The organism is Amycolatopsis sp. CB00013 (genome assembly GCF_001905755.1).
Classification (GTDB): Bacteria; Actinomycetota; Actinomycetes; order Mycobacteriales; family Pseudonocardiaceae; genus Amycolatopsis; species Amycolatopsis japonica.
This window is the reverse complement of the sequence record NZ_LIWC01000001.1, coordinates 1,228,307-1,241,049: the sequence shown is the minus strand read 5'-3', so window position 1 is coordinate 1,241,049 and position 12,743 is coordinate 1,228,307. Positions and strand designations below refer to the sequence as shown.

Annotated in this window: 15 protein-coding genes; 8 read left to right on the top strand and 7 right to left on the bottom strand. The window is 68.6% G+C overall.

The features are described 5' to 3' along the window. Positions 1 to 11: 11 nt before the first annotated feature. Complete coding sequence (locus tag AMK34_RS05515; RefSeq protein WP_233629649.1) at positions 12 to 551, top strand: Lrp/AsnC family transcriptional regulator; 540 nt, start codon at positions 12 to 14, stop codon at positions 549 to 551. A 165-nt stretch (positions 552 to 716) separates the two neighbouring features. Here the strand turns inward: AMK34_RS05515 and AMK34_RS05510 are convergent, their stop codons facing one another. Next, complete coding sequence (locus AMK34_RS05510) at positions 717 to 1,178, bottom strand: Lrp/AsnC family transcriptional regulator (protein ID WP_073843389.1); 462 nt, start codon at positions 1,176 to 1,178, stop codon at positions 717 to 719. An 82-nt stretch (positions 1,179 to 1,260) separates the two neighbouring features. On the opposite strand from AMK34_RS05510, the gene AMK34_RS05505 reads away from it, so the two are divergent. The 3 genes from AMK34_RS05505 to AMK34_RS05495 all read left to right on the top strand — a co-directional run bounded on the left by AMK34_RS05505 (position 1,261) and on the right by AMK34_RS05495 (position 3,825). Beyond that, positions 1,261 to 1,872, top strand: coding sequence for a LysE family translocator (locus AMK34_RS05505; RefSeq protein ID WP_073843388.1), 612 nt, complete (start codon positions 1,261 to 1,263; stop codon positions 1,870 to 1,872). Positions 1,873 to 1,971: 99 nt separating this feature from the next. After that, positions 1,972 to 2,889, top strand: a complete 918-nt coding sequence (locus tag AMK34_RS05500) for a lysyl endopeptidase (RefSeq protein ID WP_073843386.1) — start codon at positions 1,972 to 1,974, stop codon at positions 2,887 to 2,889. Positions 2,890 to 3,363: 474 nt separating this feature from the next. Further along, positions 3,364 to 3,825, top strand: coding sequence for a hypothetical protein (locus tag AMK34_RS05495; protein WP_037338385.1), 462 nt, complete (start codon positions 3,364 to 3,366; stop codon positions 3,823 to 3,825). Here AMK34_RS05495 and AMK34_RS05490 read toward each other — a convergent pair. Then, positions 3,782 to 4,957, bottom strand: coding sequence for an ROK family transcriptional regulator (locus AMK34_RS05490; RefSeq protein WP_073843384.1), 1,176 nt, complete (start codon positions 4,955 to 4,957; stop codon positions 3,782 to 3,784). The genes AMK34_RS05495 and AMK34_RS05490 overlap by 44 nt on opposite strands. A 93-nt stretch (positions 4,958 to 5,050) precedes the next feature. Here AMK34_RS05490 and xylA point away from each other — a divergent pair, with 93 nt between their 5' ends. Beyond that, positions 5,051 to 6,220, top strand: coding sequence for a xylose isomerase (gene xylA, locus AMK34_RS05485; RefSeq protein ID WP_073843383.1), 1,170 nt, complete (start codon positions 5,051 to 5,053; stop codon positions 6,218 to 6,220). Here the strand turns inward: xylA and AMK34_RS05480 are convergent. Together AMK34_RS05480 and AMK34_RS05475 are read right to left on the bottom strand one after the other, a co-directional pair. Next, on the bottom strand, positions 6,217 to 7,233 hold the full coding sequence (locus tag AMK34_RS05480; protein WP_073843381.1) for an alpha/beta fold hydrolase: 1,017 nt from the start codon (positions 7,231 to 7,233) through the stop codon (positions 6,217 to 6,219). The genes xylA and AMK34_RS05480 overlap by 4 nt on opposite strands. A 97-nt stretch (positions 7,234 to 7,330) precedes the next feature. Continuing rightward, positions 7,331 to 8,086, bottom strand: a complete 756-nt coding sequence (locus AMK34_RS05475; protein ID WP_073844590.1) for a thioesterase II family protein — start codon at positions 8,084 to 8,086, stop codon at positions 7,331 to 7,333. Positions 8,087 to 8,247: 161 nt separating this feature from the next. Between AMK34_RS05475 and AMK34_RS05470 the strand changes: the two genes are divergently transcribed. Further along, on the top strand, positions 8,248 to 8,625 hold the full coding sequence (locus AMK34_RS05470) for a hypothetical protein (RefSeq protein ID WP_038513142.1): 378 nt from the start codon (positions 8,248 to 8,250) through the stop codon (positions 8,623 to 8,625). Here the strand turns inward: AMK34_RS05470 and AMK34_RS05465 are convergent. Further along, positions 8,622 to 9,485 (bottom strand): alpha/beta fold hydrolase, encoded by an 864-nt coding sequence (locus AMK34_RS05465; RefSeq protein WP_073843379.1) that lies wholly within the window; start codon positions 9,483 to 9,485, stop codon positions 8,622 to 8,624. The two genes, AMK34_RS05470 and AMK34_RS05465, sit on opposite strands and share 4 nt — an antisense overlap. Positions 9,486 to 9,542: 57 nt before the next feature. Between AMK34_RS05465 and AMK34_RS05460 the strand changes: the two genes are divergently transcribed. Next, positions 9,543 to 10,370: a helix-turn-helix domain-containing protein gene (locus AMK34_RS05460; protein WP_073843377.1), complete on the top strand. Its 828-nt coding sequence runs from the start codon at positions 9,543 to 9,545 to the stop codon at positions 10,368 to 10,370. Here the strand turns inward: AMK34_RS05460 and AMK34_RS05455 are convergent. Further along, positions 10,341 to 11,030 (bottom strand): hypothetical protein, encoded by a 690-nt coding sequence (locus AMK34_RS05455; RefSeq protein ID WP_073843375.1) that lies wholly within the window; start codon positions 11,028 to 11,030, stop codon positions 10,341 to 10,343. The two genes, AMK34_RS05460 and AMK34_RS05455, sit on opposite strands and share 30 nt — an antisense overlap. 99 nt (positions 11,031 to 11,129) lie before the next feature. On the opposite strand from AMK34_RS05455, the gene AMK34_RS05450 reads away from it, so the two are divergent. Next, the gene (locus AMK34_RS05450; RefSeq protein ID WP_073843373.1) at positions 11,130 to 11,978 is read left to right on the top strand and encodes a fructosamine kinase family protein; all 849 of its coding nucleotides are present in this window, start codon (positions 11,130 to 11,132) and stop codon (positions 11,976 to 11,978) included. 1 nt (position 11,979) lies between these two features. On the opposite strand, the gene AMK34_RS05445 is transcribed toward AMK34_RS05450, so the two are convergent. After that, positions 11,980 to 12,654: a TetR/AcrR family transcriptional regulator gene (locus AMK34_RS05445; protein WP_073843371.1), complete on the bottom strand. Its 675-nt coding sequence runs from the start codon at positions 12,652 to 12,654 to the stop codon at positions 11,980 to 11,982. Positions 12,655 to 12,743 lie beyond the last annotated feature (89 nt).

The window sequence follows — 12,743 nt, the reverse complement described above, 5'->3', positions numbered from 1 at the left end:
AGGTGCGCGAAATGAGCGACAAACTGTCGGCAGAATCGGTTCAGCCGGGCCGACCGTCCGGTAGTGGCGTGGCTCACGGGCCGGATCCGGGACGAACGGTCCTTGCCCTCGACGACATCGATCGCGCCATCCTCGCCGAGCTGACCGCGGACGGCAGGCTCGCCGTCCGGGCGCTGGCGGAACGGCTGCACATCTCGCGCACCAACGCCTACGCGAGGCTGGACAGGCTGATGTCCGAAGGCGTCATCACCGGCTTCGGCGCCCGGATCGACCCTCGGCGGGCCGGGCTCGGAACGAGCGCGTACATCCTGATCACCGTCGAGCAGACGTCGTGGCGCACGATGTCCGCCGAGCTGCGGCAAATTCCGTTCGTCGAGCATGTCTCGCTCGTCGGTGGCGACTTCGACATCCTGCTGCTGGTGCGGACACCGGACAACGCTTCGCTGCGGGATGTCGTCCTGGAACGTTTGCAGGCGCTGGACGGCGTGCGCTCGACGCGGACTTGGCTGATCTTCGAGGAGCAGCCAGGCGTCGCCCCTCGTGAGTGGTGAGGACGTGGCGCCGCACTCACGTGATCGAAGGCGGAACTCGTGTGATCAGCGGCGGAACACCCGAGTGCGGCCTCCAGTCACGCGAGTTACGTCCCTGATCACGCGAGTCACGCCTTCACGGACTTCGGACTGGTAGGTACATAGGGGACGGTTCACCCTCACCGCTCACGAGGCGGTGGTGGGCAGCGGCCGGTCGTTGACCACCTGCTTCATCACGAGCGTCGAGTTCAGCCGCTGCACCCCCGGCAGCGCGGACAGCGCGTCGTCCTCGAGCCGCTGATATGCGGCGAGGTCGGCGGTGACGATGCGTAGCAGGTAGTCGGGGTCGCCGAAAAGACGCTGCGCGAGCAGGACGTTCGGGATCCGCGTGACGGCGTCTTCGAAGCTCAGCAACGTCTCGCGGTCCTCTTGCCGCATGGTGACGAACACGAGCGCCTCGAAGTTCAGCCCCAGCGCGGCGGGATCGACCACCGCCCGGTACGCGCTGATCGTGCCGTCCCGTTCGAGCGCGCGCAGCCGGCGGTGACACGGCGACGCGCTCAGCTGGACCCGCTCGGCGAGTTTGGTGAGGGTCAGGCGCCCCTCCTCCTGGAGGATGGCAAGAATCTTCCGATCGACAGCGTCCATGGGGAAGATTCTTCCACGCTCAGCGCAGTAGGGAGCAGAAGTTGGAAGCACCTTTGGCCTGATCGCGAATAGCTTTTCGAGCATGCCTCTCGGATCCGTCCTCGCCTTCTGGGGCGTCGCGGCCCTGCTCATCGCGGTGCCCGGCGCCGACTGGGCTTTCGCGATCAGCGCCGGACTTCGTCGCCAGGTCCTGCCGGCCGCCGGCGGCATCGTTCTTGGCTACTTGGCCATGACGCTGGTGGTCGCCGCGGGACTGGGCGTCCTCGTCGCGTCGACGCCGATCGCGTTGCTCGCGCTCACCGTCGCCGGCGGGCTCTACCTGATCTGGCTCGGATTCAAGACGGTGCGCCATCCGTCGACGCCGGGTAGCGCTCCTGGGGAAGTCGGGAGCCGGGGTGGAACGCTGCTGGAAGGGATGGCGGTCAGCGGGCTGAATCCCAAGGGACTGCTGGTCTTCGTCGCGATGCTGCCGCAGTTCACCGACCCGGCCGCGCGCTGGCCGATCCCGGTCCAGCTGGCCGTGCTCGGGCTGACCTTCGTCGGCACCTGCGCGATGGTCTACCCCTGCGTCGGCGTGGGAGCACAAGCCCTGCTGCGCGCCCGCCCCGCCGTTTCCCTTGTCGTTTCCCGGGTTTCCGGAGTCTCGATGATCCTGGTGGGAGCACTCCTGGTCGTCGAGCGACTGGTGGCGTGAGCCGAATGGTCCATTCCACCGGACAGGTCGCCGAACAAACCTGGCCGCACCGTTGGAAAATCTCATACCCTCCGAAGCAGGCCGAAGGGAGCTGACCTGATGCGGTGGACCTGGGTGCGAACAGCGGTGGCCTTGGTGGTCGCCGCGTCGATCGTGCAAACGAGTCAACCGGATACGGCCGAAGCGCAGGTGAGCCCCGCCGCGGCCGGCCGGTCCGCGATCTATGGCGGGGGTCCGTTCTATCAGGACGGTCAGGGCGTCATGGACGTCCTGCGGTCGTCGGGTTTCACCACGGTCATCCTGTGGAGCATCCACGTCCACGACAACGGGGATCTGTACTACAACGATCACCTCGTTGTGAAAGACGGTCAGTACGTCGGCGACGCGGGATGGCCGGCGCGGCTGCGGACGCTGAAACAGGCGCCGACGTCGGTCGATCGCATCGAGGTCTCCGTCGGTGCCTGGGGCACCCCGGACTGGGAAGCCATCGACAACCTGATCACGCGCGACGGCACCGGCAGCGGCACCGTGCTGTACCGCAACTTCCTGGCGCTGAAGAACGCCACCGGCGCGGACGCGATCAACAACGACGACGAAGCGCATTACGACGTCGACTCCACCGTCACGTTTGCGCGGATGGCGAACGTGATGGGCTACCGGAACTTCACGCTCGCTCCGTACACCGCGGTGTCGTACTGGCAAGGCGTGAAGAACGGGCTCGGCGGCCTGGTCGATCGCGTGTACCTGCAGGCGTACGCGGGTGGCAGCGGCAACGACCCGGCGACCTGGACGCGGTCGCTCGGCATGCCGGTGGATCCGGGACTCTGGAGCAAGAACGGCTCCGGCTGCACAGCGGGGGATTCGCCCCCTCAGGTGGAGAGCAAGATGCGGGCGTGGAAGTCGTCCGCGGGGATTCCGGGTGGCTTCATGTGGTTGTACGACGACATCAAGAAGTGTTCGGCGCAAGGCACGGCCGCCGACTACGCGCGGGCGATCAACACCGCCACCACGGGCTGACCTCGGAGACGCTGTAACGCTCTCCGCGCTTCCGCCGAATACAGGCGGGTTCGATGGCGGAGGCGGAGGAATCGTGGCGCGTGTGCTGGTCCTGTTCGCGGTCGCCACGAGCGTCGAACCGGTCTTGACGGACCTGCCGAGCACTGAGGTGCCCACGACGGTCGAAGGCGGACCAGCGGGGAGCGGCCCGCTGCAAGGACGAGAACCAGTGCTACGAGCCAGGGACGAACACCAAATGCCAGACCGGCGGCTGCGTCAATGCCGGACGCGGGATGACGCAGCGCGACGTCGAGAAACAGCGCGACAAGTGGCTCCGCGAGCATCCGGGTTGGTGCCCCACGGGCGAGACCGGAGCGGTGGCACCCTGTTGACCGACACACGCCATTCGGGTGATAACGGTTCGGCATTCGATGTATCTGCCGTACACCCCATTGACACCTTCCTGCGATCACGGCGACTGGGTGGAGGAATGCGGTGACGGTGGAGGACGCGGGTCAGGACTACCTGACGCGGCAGATCGGGGCGCTGCTCGAGGCGATTCGCGAGGAGGGGCCGGTCGGCGAGGGCAGACGCAGTTTCCGGATCGCCGGGCATCTCGCCGCGGAGGGCGGGTTCCACCTCGGCGACATCCTCGCCGCGACCGCGCAACTGCTGGCGGTCCACGCTTGGAACAACGGCTACCTCGCCGCGGCGGAACTGCTGACGCGCCGCATGCGGGAGTTCGGCGCCGAGTCGGCGGAGCTGGTGCGCTACCTCGTGCGGCTGGAGACCGGCTGCGAGCAGGGCTGGCTCCCGCACGCGGATCGCGACGAACTCATCGCCTACGCCAGGCGCGTCCAGCGCGCGGACATCGAGGAGCGCGCGCAGGCCATCGAAGCGTCGCTGCCCGGGGTCACCGATCCCGAGCGTCCTGATCGGATGGCGAGTGAGTCGTGAGATGGTGCTCGGGGTCCGCGAGGATGCCGCGGATCACCGAGCCGGCGGCGCCGCGGACGGCGGCGCCCGTGCCGAGCGCCGAGCGGACGACGCGCACCGGCGACCACGCCGTGCTGGGCACGCGGCGTTCCAGTCCGGCGAGGAGTGGCTCACGCAGCCACGGCTCCAGCCGCGCGTAGGTTCCGCCTAGCACCACCGCCGGGACGTCCATCAGGTTGACCACAGTGGACAGTCCGACGCCGAGATGCCCTGCGGCAGTGGTCACCGCGGAGAGCGCGGCGGCGTCGCCGGATTCCAGTGAGGAAACCAGTTCGTCCACCGTTTCCGCGCCGGCGAGCCGCAGGATCTCTTCCTGGCCGGCCATCCGTTCCAGGCAGCCGTTCGCGCCGCAGGAACACGGTGGGCCGTCGGGCGCCACGGGCAGGTGGCCGATCTCGCCGCCCGCGCCGCGGACGCCTTCGAACAGGGCGCGGTCCAGCACGATGCCCGCCCCGATCCCGATCTCACCCGACACGTGGACGAAATCCGGCAACGCCGAGCCGTGCCAGAGTTCGGCGAGCGCCGCGAAGTTCGCTTCGTTGGCGACGGTGAACGTCCCGCCGAGCCGGTCGGCGAGATCGACGTCGCGCCAGCCCAGGTTGGGGGCGAGCCGCACGAGGCCGGATTCGACCAGGCCCGGCACCGCGATACCGACGCCGCCGACCGGGACGCCCAGCGCGTCCGCCTGCTTCCGGGCTTTACGCAGGAACGCCGACACGCGCTGGAAAACCCGCGGGGTCCGGTTGTCCGCGTATCGGACCTCCTGCGCTCGGACGGCGCCGGTCAGATCGACGAGACAGGACGCCAGGTAGTCGACGCCGATCTCGATGCCGAGTCCGTGCGGGCCGGTGGGGGAGAGCGAAACGACGGTACCGCGCCGCCCGGGGCCGACGCGTTGTTCCGGCTCGCCTTCGGCCACCAGATCCGCGGCGATCAACCGGTCGACCACGCTCGACACGGTCGCCTTCGTGAGTCCCGTGGCGGCGGCCAGGCCTGCCCGCGACGTGCCGGGACCGTCCGCGATCGCCCTGAGGACGAGCGCGGCGTTGTGCTGCCGCACGGTGTGCTGTCCCGCCGGGCGCGTGCCGATCATCGCGCGATTGTATTCGTTCGATGCCTGAACGAAAGCCTTGACCCGCCGGGCCGGGCGTCGATAAGTTCAGGCATCAAACTAATAGGAGGCGAGATGGCTCAGGCACCGACGCGTGAGGACAAGTTCAGCTTCGGGCTGTGGACCGTGGGCTGGCAGGCGAACGACATGTTCGGTCCGGCGAGCCGTCCTCCGCTCGACCCGGTCGAAGCCGTGCACCGCCTCTCGGACCTCGGCGCCTGGGGGATCACCTTCCACGACGACGACCTCGTTCCGTTCGGTTCGGCCGACGACGACCGCGCGCGGCAGCTGAAGCGTTTCCAGGGCGCGCTGGCAGAGACCGGTCTCGTGGTCCCGATGGTGACCACGAACCTGTTCAGCCACCCCGTCTTCAAGGACGGCGGCCTGACCAGCAACGATCGTGACGTCCGCCGCTACGCGCTGCGGAAGGTGCTGCGGAACCTCGACCTCGCCGCCGAACTCGGCGCGTCGACGTTCGTGCTGTGGGGCGGCCGCGAAGGCAGCGAGACGGACGCCGCGAAGGACGTCTGCGCGGCGATGGACCGCTACCGCGAGGGCATCGACTTCCTTGCCCAGTACGTCCTCGACCAGGGCTACGGCCTCCGGCTCGCCCTCGAACCGAAGCCGAACGAACCGCGCGGCGACATCCTGTTGCCGACCATCGGCCACGCGCTCGCGTTCATCTCCACCCTCGACAACCACGAGATCGTCGGCGTGAACCCCGAGGTCGGGCACGAGCAGATGGCCGGGCTCAACATCGTCCACGGCATCGGGCAGGCCCTGTGGCAGGGCAAGCTGTTCCACATCGACCTCAACGGCCAGCGCGGCCCGCGGTTCGACCAGGACCTCGTGTTCGGCCACGGCGACGTGCTGTCGTCGTTCTTCCTGGTCGATCTGCTGGAGCACGGTGGCTACAACGGGCCGCGCCACTTCGACTACAAGCCGCTGCGCACGGAGAACATGGACGGCGTGTGGGCCAGCGCCGAGGCCAATATGGCCAGCTATGTGCTGTTCGCCGAACGTGCCCGCGCCTTCCGTGCCGATCCCGAGGTGCGGGCCGCCCTGGACGCCGCACTGGTCCCCGAGCTCGCGACGCCGACGCTGAACGAGGGCGAGACGGCGGCGGATCTGCTGGCGGACCGGTCGGCGTTCGAGGACTTCGATCCGGACAAGGCGGCGGAACGCGGTTACGGCTTCATCCGCCTGTCCCAGCTGGCCCTCGAACACCTCACCGGGGCCCGCTAGAACCGGTCGACGTCGATGACGGCCTTGGCGAACTCCTCCGGCGCCTCTTGCGGCACGTTGTGGCCGATGCCGTTCAGGACGCGGTGCTCGTACTTGCCGGAGAACTTCGACCGGTACGCCTTGCCGTCGGTGTTCGGGCCGTCGAAGTCGCTGCCGATCGTGATGGTGGGCACCGAAACCGCCGGCCCTTGCGCGAGCTTTTGTTCGAGGGCGTCGAGTTTCGGGTCGCCCTCGGCGAGACTCAGCCGCCACCGGTAGTTGTGGATCACGATGGCCACGTGGTCCGGGTTGTCGAAACAGGCCGCCGAACGGTCGTAGGTCGCGTCGTCGAAGGTCCACTTCGGCGACGCGATCTTCCAGATCAGCTTGTTGAAGTCGTGCCGGTTCTTCGTGTAGCCGAGGATGCCGCGCTCGGTGGCGAAGTAGTACTGGTACCACCAGCCGAGTTCGGCGGCGGGGGAGAGCGGCTGCTTGTTCGTCTCCCGGTTGGTCACCAGGTAGCCGCTCACCGACACGAGCGCCTTGCAGCGCTCGGGCCACAGCGCGGCGATGATCACGGCCGTGCGGGCGCCCCAGTCGAAGCCGCCGAAGACGGCCTTCTCGATCTTGAGCGCGTCCAGCAGCGCGACGATGTCGGCGGCGATCGCGGACTGCTGGCCGTTGCGGAACGTGTCCTTCGACAGGAACCGCGTCGGCCCGTAGCCGCGCAGGAACGGCACGATCACCCGGTACCCGGCCGCGGCCAGGCGCGGGGTGACGTCGACGTAGCTGTGAATGTCGTAGGGCCAGCCGTGCAGGAGGACCACCACCGGGCCGTCGGCGGGGCCGGTTTCGGCATAACCGATGCTCAGCTCCCCGGCGTCGATCTGCTTGAGCGGGCCGAACGAGGTGTTCCCGCCGGTCGTGGCGGGCGCGGCCACCGGTGCCGCCGCGGGCTGGGCCGAGCAGCCCGCCACGGTGGCACCCGCTGTCGCGGCGACGACGGCCTGCGCGAACCTTCTCCTGCTGAGCATCCCTGATTCCTCCCGCGAAACGCCTGGTACGGGACGAAATTAAGGGGGCGGCTCCGGCCGCGGCGACCGTCGGACGACGTCACCGGTGTAAGTCGCCCTAGGCCACCTCGGGGTGGGCGGCCACGAAGGCCTCTTCCAGCCGGTGTATCCGCGCCCAGAACTCGGCCTCTCGGCCGGAGTCGAGAACGCCCAGGTAGCCGCCGGGGACGACACGGCCCACGAACGGACCGGAAGTCCACACCCGCCAGCCGCCCGTGGCGTCGTCGCCCGAAGCGGTCGCGGGATCGTCGGTGCCGCGGATCGCCGCGATCGGGCACAAGAGCTGGGTCCTGGCGGGCCCGCGGTAGGCGTTCAGCAACTGGAGATCGCCGAGTAGCAGGTCCAGGGCGTACTCCCAGCTTTCGGGCGAATCGCGGTAGCCCGCGACGGGGGTGAGCCCGGTGCGGCCGAAAACCCGTGCCATCGCCGAGGCCCCCGCTTTGGCGTTCTTGTCCGGTGAACGCCGTTGCGGGGCGCAGGCGTCCACGACGATCAGCGCGCGAGGCGACACACCCAGCCGTTGAGCCGTTTCCAATGCGACGAAGGCGCCCATGCCGAATCCGATCGTCACGCAACGGCTGAACCAGGCCGCCGGCATCGCGGCGGCCGACTGCGCGGCGAGTTCTTCGACGGCGGAAGCCGGGGGCTCCGCGAGCCTTTCCCCGTGTCCGGGGTATTCGACGCCCCGAACGTCCGCATCGGCCGCGCCGGCGAGCGGGTCGAACGCGCGCAGCGTGCCGCCGGCGGGGGGAAACACCAGGTAGCCGCGGCCACGACTGTCTGATGTGGACAGTGGAACGAGTGCGGCCGTCATGATCCGAAAGATACGCGCCATTAACCCGAATGGGGTAACGGTTCGGATTCGACCAAGATCAATTCACCCACGAGGGGGAGCTCTTCGGGAAAAGATGCCCGGCCGTGTCGTATCTGGCACTCCCTGTTCGACGTCTTGATAAGAGCCGGAAGGAGAAAGCGATGAACACCACGACACTGGCCTCGACCACGCGGCTGAACCCGGTGAGCCGCACCCTGCCGGTTCTGCTGGCGATGGAGGACGACGCGGAAGACGTCGGCCGCCTGTCCCCGGACGACCGGCTGACCTGTCACGTGCACGGCCGCTGGATCCACCAATGCGTGGCTTCGCCGCTGCACGTCAACCCGATCACACGGCACCGCTGGTGCCGTTCGTGCGCGACCGCGTTGACCGTCTCCATCGACGAATTGTCCGGCGACGTCACGATGTTCTGCCCTCGGTGCGGTCACGGCGAAAGCGCCGCCTCCGCCCGGCTGATCGCCGCGTGCCGGGCCAGCCTGGCCGCCGCGCGCCGCCGTTTCGGTGCTCAGGCCGCTTAACCGACCCGGCCGAGGACGCGCTCGATGATCCGGTCGCGATCAGGCGGGCGGAGATAGAGATAGTGACCGGCGTCCGGCAGGATTTCGACGTCGGCATGGGGGATGAGGCTTTCGAGTCGTGTAGCGGCGCTGACCGGATCGTGCACGACGCTGCGTCCGCCGAACAGGGCGAACGTGGGCACTTCGATGGACCGTAACGCGGCTTCGCTCGGGCGAACCTGGAACGGCACCCGGGCGCGATAGCACCGGATCCCGGCGAGGATCAGCCGCGCGGCGGGCTGGTCGAGGACGTCCTCCCCGGCGGTCCACGCCACGAACCGCCGCCACAGGCGGTCGTTGTCGAGTACGGCCACGGGCAAGCCGTACCAGGACACGCGCCGGGAGAACGGCGCCGAAACGGTGGTGGCGTCCAGCAAGCCGATGGACGCGAGCCTTCCGGGCGCGTGGATCGCCTGGTTGACCGCGTGCCAGCCGCCGGTCGAACCGCCCACGAGATGTACGTCGGTCAGTCCCAGGTTCTCGAAGACGTCGTTCAGAGCGCTCGCCCGGTCGCGGATGTCTCTGAACGTGGCCTTATGCACGCTTCGGCCCGCTTCGCCGAGGGTGTCGATCGCGTAGACCGAGTGCCGCTCCGCCAAAGCGGGGATCAGGGTCGCGAAACAGGCGGAAGTGGCCATGAGCCCCGGCAAGAGGACGATCGGCGTGCCGTCGTTCCCGTAGCGGTAGACCCGCGTGGTGCCATGGTGCGTTTCGACGTCGAAGACCGCGTCCGGGTCCGGGCACTCGGCCATGGCGCGGTCATAGGCGGCGAAGTAGTGCTTCTCGGCCGCCGGATTTTTGAAACCCCCGATTTTCTGCATGAGCCGAACGCTAAGCAAAGCCGCGTTTCCGGTCTTGAACGAAAGTAAGCTGAAGGCATGGGCGGGTGGGGTCTCGTGGTGCCGCGGCGGGATATCGCCCGCGCACCCGGCGAGCGGGTTCTCCGGTGGCCCCATCCCGCGCTTGCCGCCCACGTGGCGAGCTACGTCGCGCACGACCTACCCGACGTGGGCGCGAACTCCTGGCAGATCACCCCGTTGTCAGTGCTCACCTGGATGATCGACCTCGACGCCCCGGCCCGCGGTGCCGGGGTTCCCCCTTCGCCGGTGCTGGGGCTGCGAGACCGGCCGTTGCGTGTCGAACAGACCGGAGCTTCGCGCGGGATCGTGGTCACCCTGACCCCGCTCGGTGCGTACGCGTTGTTCGGGATTCCGTTGCGGGAACTGACGAATTCGGTGGTCGCGGCGTCCGCGCTTCTGCCGGTCAGGGCGTTGACCGAGCGGCTGGCCGGGGCGGCGGACTGGGCGGAGAGATTCCGGCTGCTGGACGAATATCTCGCGGCGAAGCTGGCTCGCGGCCCCGTGCTGGCCGCCCCGGTCCGGCACGCGTGGGACCGGCTTTCGGCGGGCCCGGTCCGCATCGACGCTCTCGCGGACGAGGTCGGCTGGAGCAGGCAACATCTCAACGCCCGGTTTCGTGAACAGATCGGGCTGAATCCCCGCACGGCCGGGCGGATCGCCCGGCTCAATCGGGTGCTGGCGTTGATGAGCCGGGCGTCGTCCCTTCCGTGGGCCGAGGTCGCGCACCTGGGCGGCTACAGCGATCAGGCGCATCTCGTCCGGGAGTTCCGGGCGTTGACCGGATGCAGCCCGACCGAGGCCGGGAAACCGGCGGGGCTATTTGTTCCGCCACGTGACGGCGCGTGAATCGGCGCTTTCGTAAGGCTGCGAGGTGTACGACAGCGACGTGATCGGATCGGACGCGACCCCGAAGTGCAGACGGCAGGACTCGAAGACCGCGCCCTTGGTCGAGAAGTCCTTTGGCGCGAAATTCTGGTCCTCGCACCCGGTGACGTCGGCGTCGCCCATGCCCAGAAGCGAACCCGGCCAGCCGCCGCTCTTGGTCTTCGCACTGAGGATCGGGGTGTACACCTCGGCCATGTTGGAGCCGTCGACGTTGGTGAGCTTCTCGCGGACGAAGAAGAAATTCTTGCCCCGCAGCTTCGCCTTGTCCTCGTCCTTGAGCGGCAGGCCGTCGATGTCGGCGTCGGGCGCTTTGACCGATTCCACGGTGACCGTCAGCCCGATGACGCCCTTCGCGTAGTGGCTGTAGAACGGGATGATCGCCTGCTCGCCGAATTTGAGCTTCGTGCCCGGTTTGACCGCCTCGCCGGTGACCTCCAGGGTCGGCGTGGTGGTGAGATACGGCTTCGGCGTCGTCGTCGGTTCACTGGCCGACGTCTCGCCGGAAGTGGTGGCGCCGGCGCTCCGGGCCTGACCAACGTTCTGCGGTGCTGTGCAGCCGACCAGCGCGGCGCCGAGCATCGCGGTGACGACGGCATGACGAACTCTCGGACGTGTGGGCACGACCGATCTCCCCTCGGAAAAGTGAAAACATTTGGATTTCCCCCGAAGTGCACTTTAGCCAACGAGCGTTCACCCGATCGGCGGAGGTAGGTTGCGGACATGACCCAGGTTTCGCCGCCTGCCGAGGCTGCCACGAGGATCACCGGACGCGCTGTCTCCGGGCAGAGAAGCCTCTCGAGCGGGGTGACCGAAGTGGTGCTGGACAGCGGCGACACCGTGGTCGTCAAACGGGGTCATGCCCGCAACGCGATACCCGCGGAGGCCGCGGGCCTGCGATGGCTGGGGGAGCCCGGTGCCGTGCGGGTGCCCGAGGTGCGCGGCCACGACGACGAGTGGCTGGTCACGGATCTGGTCGGCGGAGGGCGGCCGACTCATCACGCCGCGGAGCGGTTGGGGCGGGGGCTCGCGGCACTGCACGCGGCGGGCGCGCCCGCGTTCGGCGCGGCGCCGCCGGACGGCCTCGTCGACGCGTGGATCGGCCTGGCCCCGATGAAGAACACGCCAGGAAACGACTGGTCGCGGTGGTACGCCGAGTATCGAGTCCTGCCCTATGTCCGTCGCGCGGTCGACGAGGGCACTCTGAACGCTGACGAGGCCGCAGTCATCGAGCGGGCCTGCGCGCGGCTCCCGGAGGTGGCGGAACCTCCGGCGCGTCTGCACGGCGACCTGTGGAACGGCAACGTGCTGTGGGGGCCTGTCGAAGCCTCGCTCATCGATCCGGCGGCGCATGGCGGCCACCGCGAAACCGATCTCGCCATGCTGCAGTTGTTCGGCTGCCCGTTGCTCGACCGGGTGCTCGCCGCCTACCAGGAGGTCGCCCCGCTCGCCGACGGCTGGACCGACCGGATCGGCGCGCACCAGCTTTTCCCGCTCCTGGTCCACACCGTCCTTTTCGGACGGTCGTACGCCGGTCAGGCGGTCGCGGCGGCGAAGGCCGTCGGCCGGTAGGTCACCGGGCGAGGCGGTCGAGCCATTCGGCGAGCATCGCGTGCTCGGCGGGGGTCAGCGCGTCCCCGGGTTCCTTCTCCAGCGCGGCTTTGAGTGCGATCGCACGGCTGGGGATGTCCGACGCCTCGTCCGCGCTGTCGGTGGTGATGGCCGCGATGACGTGTTCACGCGCGGCGACGATCAGGTCCGGGTCGCGTTGGTCGGGCGGGCTGGAGAGGAACGAGAGGATCACGCCCATCCCGGTCGCGTGCACCAGCTGCGCGGCCTGTTCGACCGGGACGCGCAGCCTGCCGGCCTCGGCGATGCGGCCGACGATCCGGCGGAGGATCGCGTCCGCCTCCAGGCGGGCTTCGCGGACGCGGGGCTCGCCGTACATGAGCATGTAGAAGGCGGGCTGCTGCAGGCCGAACTCGACGTGCAGGTCCCAGCCTCGCCGCAGGTCGCCCACCGGGTCGTCGGTTTCGCCGAGAGCGTGTTTCCCCTCCAGATAGCTCTTGAAGCCATACGTGGCGACTGCGTCGAGCAGCCCGTCCTTGTCGCCGAAGGTCCGGTAGAGCGTGGGCGCCTGCACTCCGGCGGCGGCGCTGACCGCACGCGTCGACAACGCCTCACGCCCGCCCTCCCGCAGAAGCTCCGCGGCCGCGCGGACCAACCGGTCTTTCGTCGTCAACGTCATGTACCGACGATAACACTCGACTGGTAGCAGCGGTTCGGTATCGGTGATACTGTGATGCCGTTACCAATGGAAACGCCTGATGGGAGCAA

What these genes read in the sequence shown, in the direction of transcription:
- AMK34_RS05510 (WP_073843389.1), bottom strand. Translation starts at nt 1,178, where the DNA reads ATGGACGCTGTCGATCGGAAGATTCTTGCCATCCTCCAGGAGGAGGGG.
- AMK34_RS05465 (WP_073843379.1), bottom strand. Translation starts at nt 9,485, where the DNA reads ATGCAGAAAATCGGGGGTTTCAAAAATCCGGCGGCCGAGAAGCACTAC.
- AMK34_RS05500 (WP_073843386.1), top strand. Translation starts at nt 1,972, where the DNA reads ATGCGGTGGACCTGGGTGCGAACAGCGGTGGCCTTGGTGGTCGCCGCG.
- xylA (WP_073843383.1), top strand. Translation starts at nt 5,051, where the DNA reads ATGGCTCAGGCACCGACGCGTGAGGACAAGTTCAGCTTCGGGCTGTGG.
- AMK34_RS05470 (WP_038513142.1), top strand. Translation starts at nt 8,248, where the DNA reads ATGAACACCACGACACTGGCCTCGACCACGCGGCTGAACCCGGTGAGC.
- AMK34_RS05505 (WP_073843388.1), top strand. Translation starts at nt 1,261, where the DNA reads ATGCCTCTCGGATCCGTCCTCGCCTTCTGGGGCGTCGCGGCCCTGCTC.
- AMK34_RS05490 (WP_073843384.1), bottom strand. Translation starts at nt 4,957, where the DNA reads ATGATCGGCACGCGCCCGGCGGGACAGCACACCGTGCGGCAGCACAAC.
- AMK34_RS05515 (WP_233629649.1), top strand. Translation starts at nt 12, where the DNA reads ATGAGCGACAAACTGTCGGCAGAATCGGTTCAGCCGGGCCGACCGTCC.
- AMK34_RS05480 (WP_073843381.1), bottom strand. Translation starts at nt 7,233, where the DNA reads ATGCTCAGCAGGAGAAGGTTCGCGCAGGCCGTCGTCGCCGCGACAGCG.
- AMK34_RS05460 (WP_073843377.1), top strand. Translation starts at nt 9,543, where the DNA reads ATGGGCGGGTGGGGTCTCGTGGTGCCGCGGCGGGATATCGCCCGCGCA.
- AMK34_RS05450 (WP_073843373.1), top strand. Translation starts at nt 11,130, where the DNA reads ATGACCCAGGTTTCGCCGCCTGCCGAGGCTGCCACGAGGATCACCGGA.
- AMK34_RS05445 (WP_073843371.1), bottom strand. Translation starts at nt 12,654, where the DNA reads ATGACGTTGACGACGAAAGACCGGTTGGTCCGCGCGGCCGCGGAGCTT.
- AMK34_RS05475 (WP_073844590.1), bottom strand. Translation starts at nt 8,086, where the DNA reads ATGACGGCCGCACTCGTTCCACTGTCCACATCAGACAGTCGTGGCCGC.